The organism is Pseudoalteromonas sp. Z1A6 (assembly GCF_011378745.1).
Taxonomy (GTDB): Bacteria; Pseudomonadota; Gammaproteobacteria; order Enterobacterales; family Alteromonadaceae; genus Pseudoalteromonas; species Pseudoalteromonas arctica.
Genome location: NZ_WTKW01000223.1, coordinates 1 through 7,147 on the forward strand (window position 1 = coordinate 1; position 7,147 = coordinate 7,147).

At 43.7% G+C, this 7,147-nt stretch carries 1 protein-coding gene; it reads right to left on the bottom strand.

Annotated features, from left to right (window positions below):
- Positions 1–55: 55 nt before the first annotated feature.
- A partial coding sequence (locus tag GQR46_RS13755; RefSeq protein WP_206009603.1) for an Ig-like domain-containing protein occupies positions 56–7,147 on the bottom strand: 7,092 nt, incomplete at its 5' end.

Genomic DNA, 7,147 nt, shown 5'->3' on the forward strand with positions numbered 1-7,147 from the left:
ATTTGCTTAATAATATAAGCCCCCTTAATAAATAATTAAGAGGGCTCTATTAATATTAAATATCCGTTTGATTATTACTACTTTCAATTAAGTGTTTAATCATCTCTTCCGATTGATTTTGCACATCAACCGCAGGTGCTGCTGCATCAATGCTTCCCCCACTTTGAGCTGGAGTATAAGCAATTGCAGAGCCTTCGTCCTCAACCAGTGTATTTAGCGCTATAAGCTGCTCTGCATCTTCGCTAATAATAACGTCATCAATATTAAGCGGTTCCGCCGAACTCATTTGGACCGTTTGCTCAGGTGTTGACAGACCACTCAAGTTACCTAAGTCAATTGTTTCAGTGCTTAATACGTTGCTGCTTGAAACTTCATTAGGAATTGTATCGCCTAGAGCCGACTCTTCGCTAAATGATGCAGGGATTGTATCGCCAGAAGCAGCGCTTGCTCCATTATCGTAAATATTGCCTGACTCTATAAATACATCATTTCCATTTTTAACTTGATAATTACCAGCTTCGTCCACAGTATAGAAATGCGTGTTTTCAAGACCTGTACCCAGTAAACCTAAAAGATTCAGATCTAAATTAGTAGAGTCCCAATTACCTTGAGCATCTACAACTGCATATGGCGCTGAAGTTAATGCTAAATCAATGCCTAAAACTAATGAGTCGAAAATATAGACCTTACTTCCCTCACCGCCATCAGATGTACCTTCGTAACCAACCAATATCCCTATACCCAATAAATTAAGTAAGTACTCAGGTTCTACTGTAAAGTTGATCGGTGTATTATCAATAACCAATCCAGATAAACTACCGCTTGATGTTGCGTTTCCAGAACTATCGGTCGCTACAGCTGTTACTGTATAAGCCCCATCAGCTAAGGTAGTATTAGCTGTTACGCTCCACTCACCAGATGCATCAGCAAATACTGTTTCAGTTGCCTCTGTAGCGCCACTAAAGATCACCGTTACTGACTCACCTGGAGCGGCTGTACCTGTTATAACTGGGTTTTGATCTGTAGTTAGTACCAATCCTGAATCAATTGTAATACCTGAGTCAATTGCGCTACTTGATGATTGCGTACCAGTATTACTTGCACCATCAACAATGCTTACATCAACGCTGTAGTTGCCCTCAGGAAGTACTTCTGCTGATGTCACACTCCACGTCCCATCAGCTCCAACTGTTGTTTGAACATTGTGAGTGGCACCAGCTGAATCAGTAAACATAACTATAACCGCTGCACCTGCAAAGCTTCCAGTAACTGACCCCGTAACAGTAGGCGTTGTATCTTGCCCTACCAATATTGGATCTATGACTACAGTTGGCGCTGTGTAGTCTGTGCTTGACACCATAGTATCGCTAGCAGAATTACCCGCTGTATCGCTTATTGATGCTGTTGCACTAAAGCTACCTTCACTAAGCGCGGTGGTAGCTGTTACTGACCATGTGCCACTTCCTGAAACTTGAGCGGTAATAGTTTGTGAATCATTATTAGCATCGGTAATAACAACACTCACATTTGTACCTGCTGGTGCATCACTTGTACCTGTAATTGTTGGTAACGGGTTATTAGTAACAGGTAACTGGTTAACTTCAACTGTTGGTGGTGTTAAATCAATAATGCCACCTAGGCTTGTAGAACTTGTAAGCCCTAAGTTTTCAACTGTAGCACTTACAGTAAAGGCACCTTCAGCTAATGGTGTTGTAGGTATTAGAGTCCATACACCTGCAATAGCTTGGGTGTTATATGTCGTTGCTGTACCGCTACTATCGGTAATAACTACCTGTACGTCACCTGCTAATATATCTGTGGTACCTGTAATTGTTGGCGTTGTATCGCTTGTATCTACAATTTGATTAATTAACAAACCTGGTAAGGTTGTACTAATAGTGCCCGTTTGCGTAACTGTTGCTATATTCCCAGCATCATCTGTACTTATTGCCTCAATTGTTAAGTCACCTTCAGCAAGTAAAGGAGTAACAATAAGCCATGTTCCGTCTCCTAATACCGAAGTGGTAACTACATATAATGTATCTGTAGAGTCAGTAATATTTACGGTAATTAAACTTCCTACCTCTTCATCGCTTGTCCCTTCAATAGTAGGTATTAGCGTATTAAGTACACCAAACGCATCAATTCCTAGCGCTGGCGCTATAGTATCTATCGTTACTTGCTCAATGGCCGACTGCCCTGTATTACCTGCGGCGTCAGTTATACTTGCAGAAACAGTATATATACCATCTGATAAGCTAGTAGTTACTAAAGACCAATTGCCATCTCCATCAATTAAAGTATTAAATACGGTTTCGTTGCCATTACTACCAATAACAGTTACATCAATATTTGTGCCTTCCGCCTCTGGTGATGTACCTGAAAGCTCTAATATATCTGTATTGCTAATGCTCAGTGGTAAAATTCCAACCACTGGTACTAGCGTATCAACGACGAATTCAAGCGTATCGGTAACTACATTACCTGCATCATCAGTAATACTCACATTAGCAACGTGTTGCCCTTCAGATAATGCATCAACTTCAAGTGTAAATATTCCCAAAGCATCAACTGTAGTAGTTAGTACAGTGCCGCCATCTAGTTGTATTTCAACAACACCATTAATTAAATCACTGGTACCTTGGATTATTGGCGTTGAATCTGATGTTGTGCCAATAACCTGTAAGCCAAGTGTTGGCGATATTGTATCCACCACTGCGGTAAGTAGTTGCGTGGTAGTAATACCGACCTCACTTAACACGTCAACTGTTACACTAAATGTCCCCTCAGCTAATGATTGAGGAACCTGCACAGCCCACGTATTATCGGCTTGCACTATAGCCGTAAGCTCTTGTACTACATTTTCGCTATCTACCACTTTAACTAGCACTTCAGTGCCTGGTGCTTGGTCGGTCGTACCACTAATTATTGGTAAATCGCCCTCACCAGTAGCAAAGTCAACTACCGCATTTAGTACTGGGGTTGAAGCATCTACATCAGCAGTCGTAATAGTGGTGGTGTTACCCACATCATCGGTTGCCGAGGCTTCAATAACTGATAAGCCAATAACATTAACGGCTAGGCCTAATAGCTCCCAATCACCATTTGCATCTGTGGTTACATCGTATGTTAAATCGAGTAAATCACCTGCAAGCTCTAGAGTAACCGTAACGGTTTTACCTTCGCCCAAATCAGATGTACCAGATAAAGAAACCAACTGACCTAATAGGAACGAAGGCACAATTGTTAGCTCTGGTCCCACGGTATCAACCTCACCACCGGTTTTATTGTCGACCGAAGTATTGCCCGCAGCATCGCTAATAGTTGCACTAACACTGTAAACACCGTCAGCTAAAATATTATTAGCAGCCGCTTGCCAGTCTCCATTGCCATCGGTTTGAACGGTCATTTGATGAGAAACTCCAGCAGAATCAGTAAAGGTAACTATAACGTTTGTATTTGCTTCGTTAGATGTGCCTGTAATTAATGGAGTGCTATCTTGAGTCAGTATTAATGAACTTTGATTAATACTAATCTCAGGAGCAATTGTATCAATGGTTGCTGTATTTGTTGCGTCCCCGGTATTACCAGCGCTATCAGTAACAGAGACTTCAACTGAATAATCTCCTTGTGATAGAGAGCTAGTTGCCTCTACAGACCATACACCACCAGTTTGAACTGTTGTATTTACAGTATGCTTATTCCCTAGTGCATCGGTAAATACCACAGCAACTGCATCACCTACCATGGCACCTGTCACATTCCCTGAAATACTTGGAGTTAGATCGGTACTTCCAGCAATATCGTTAATGGTCACAACTGGCGCTGTTATGTCAACTTCCCCTGTAATACTTGTGTTTACAGGATTACCGGCAGTATCTGTTGTTGAAGCTAAAACCGTGTAAGTGCCCTCGCTCAACTCTGTACTTGCAGCGACTGACCATGTGCCATTTGCACCAACCGTAGCATTAACCGTTTGCTCTGCACCTAAGCTATCAGTAATTAAAATAATAACTAATGCGCCTTGCGGTGCGGTTGTTGTGCCTGAAATTGTAGGCGTTGTATCATTTAAAGTTACAAGCGGCGTAATACTAAGCGTTGGCGCGGTTAAATCGATAACACCGCTACCTGTTGTATTACTCGTTAAGCTTCCTTCAGTTACACTTGCCGAAACAGTAAACTCACCTTCAGGAAGAATAGTTGTCGCATCAACACTCCAAATCCCGCCTACTACCGTCGTAGTTACAGTATGTGAAACGTTATTAACGTCAGTTATAACGACTGTGATCACCGAGTTATCTATTGCACTACTTGTGCCTGATATTGCTGGTGTTTGATCGTTCGTATCAACAATTGTATTAATATTAATTGTAGGCGCATTGGTATTTAAAGTTGCGGTACTATTTGCAACTGATTCATTCCCTGCGGCATCAGTAACACTTGCAGAAACTGTAACTTCACCATCAGTCAGTACATCTGTAATATCTACAGTCCAAGCACCTCCTGCACCAACAACAGTTGTGTAAGTCTCGGTACTATCTCCATCGGTCACAGTTACTGTAATACTCGTGTTTTCAGGTTCATTGGATGTGCCTGAAATAGTTGGCGTGCTGTTATTAATTGTACCTAATGCATTTATAGTAATACTTGGTGCTTGAGTATCAACAAAACTCGAACCTGTATCAGAGCCTGTATTACCAGCATCATCGGTAATACTTACCTCTACATCATAATTGCCATCTGGCAAGCTTGGCGCTGTAACTTGCCAATCGCCGCTAGCATCAACTATTGCGGTTAAAGTATGTATGTCATTATTACTATCTGTAATGACTATATCGACCACCGTATTCTGTGGTTCAGTTGAAGTACCACTTACAATTGGTGTATTAGTGTTAAATACAGTTATATCATTAAGTACAATAACAGGTACTTGGGTATCAATTGTTAAATCAATAGTCGTGCTGCTGATATTATTAGCGTCATCGGTAATACTTACTTGCGCCGTATAATCACCATCAACAAGTGCTACGGGGACATCTACTTGCCAATTGCCATCAGTACCCACAGTTGCTGTTAGTGTTTGACCACCAATAATAATGCTTACATCTGCACCTATCTCATTACTTGTGCCTGAAATTGTAGGTGTTGTATCTATTGTCGCGTTAACTTCGTTCACAATTAATGTAGGATCAACACTGTCTATTTCACCTTGAGCCTGCTGCGTTGTTAAGTTACCAACACTGTCTCTAACCTCTGCAACAACGGTATATTGACCTTGCGCTAGCTCTGCAGGTACAGCAACAGACCAGTCGCCACCGGCTTGAACTGTCGCAGTAAACGCTTGGCTTTCTCCTTCACTATCAGTCACGGTTATATTAATTACAGTGCCTTGCCCCATATCGGTGGTGCCGCTAATTACTGGCGTACTGTCATTAGATAAAGCATCGACACTAACGGTTAATTCTGGTGCTACGTTATCAAAATCAAGTGTATTGATTGTTCTGACATTACCAGCTGCATCCGTTGCACTGGCAGTCACATAGGCAAGGTTTAGTAAAGGTACTGTTATGTTTGCAAGCCCCCACGTACCATCAGGATTTGTCGTTGCTGTATAAGTTGCACCAACTAATCCCCCAACTAGGTACTCTGTAATAGTGATTACAGAACCCCCTGGTAGATCAGAATCCCCCGAAAGAGAAACTAAATTACCTAATAAAAACGATGGAATAATTTCAAGATCCGGAGCGGTTATATCGACTTCGCCAGTGTCTGTACCCGTGCCTGTATTGCCTGCGGCATCGGTGATACTGGCGCTGACGCTGTAATTACCTTCCGCTAAATCGCCGCTTGGCGTTACACTCCAGTTACCACTTGCATCGGTTTGTACATCAATAGTTTGCACTGCATTCGCTGCATCGGTAAACGTAACCGTGATGGTGCTGTTAGGCGCATCACTGGTGCCAGTAACCGTCGGTGTGCTGTCGTTTGTTAATAATGGCGCATCTACACTCACACTTGGTGCTGTGGTATCAATGGTGCCGTTGCCGGTAATATTGGTGCTGTTACCTGCCACATCGCTGATGTTGGCGGTGATCGTGTACGGCCCTTCAGCCAGTGCAGTCGGTACTTCAACTGAGAAGTTGCCATCAGCATCCACAGTGGTGGTGAACGTTTGTGTATTGCCTTGATCGTCCACTACGGTGAAGTTAATAACCGTGCCTTCAACCGCATCGCTTGTGCCGCTGAGTGTCGGGGTGATGTCGCTACTTGAGCCTGGACTGGTAAGCACAAGTGTCGGTGCAATGGTATCTATTTCACCAGTGCCTGTGGCAGTGGTGTCGTTGGCTGCCACATCTTCAACATTCGCGTTAATGCTGTATGCGCCTTCTGCAAGTGCTACCGGTACAGGAATTGACCACGTACCATTAGCAAGCACGGTGGCGCTCATTGTTTGCGCTGCACCGGCACTGTCTGTCACAATAATAGTGACTTCACTGCCTTGTGGCGCATCGCTTGTACCCGAGATAGTCGGTGTCGTGTCATTGCTAACACCATTATCTGCAATAAGAAGGCTTGGTGCGGTTAAGTCAATCTCGCCTGTTTCGGTGGCGCTGCCGATATTACCTAGTCCATCATCTACTTCTGCGGTGACCGTGTATTCGCCTTCAGCTAACTCAACAGGCGCTGCAACGCTCCATAGGCCACCGGTGACCGTGATGGTCGTGGTGGTTTCAGCTCCTGCACTGTCTACAAACGTTAAGCTGATAGTGGTGCCATCGGCTGCATCACTTGTACCATTAATGGTTGGTGTGGTGTCGTTGGTATCAACCAAGGCATTAATGTTAATGCTCGGCGCGATGGTGTTGAGTGTCGCGGTTTCACTTAATGTGGTGGTGTTTCCGGCGTTATCGCTCACGCTGGCTTCAATAGTAAGCTCTCCATCAGCTAATGCTGTCGGCACATCTGCTGACCAACTGCCATCGGCTTGTACTGTCGCGGTGAACGTTTCGGTTGTGGTGCCGTCGCTTACGCTGATGTTTATCACTGTGCCCGCTGGAGCATTGCTGCTTCCGCTGATTGCTGGAGTGCTGTCGTTCGTAGCGCCCACGGTATCCAGTGTTAATGTCGGTGCTAAGGTATCAAGAGT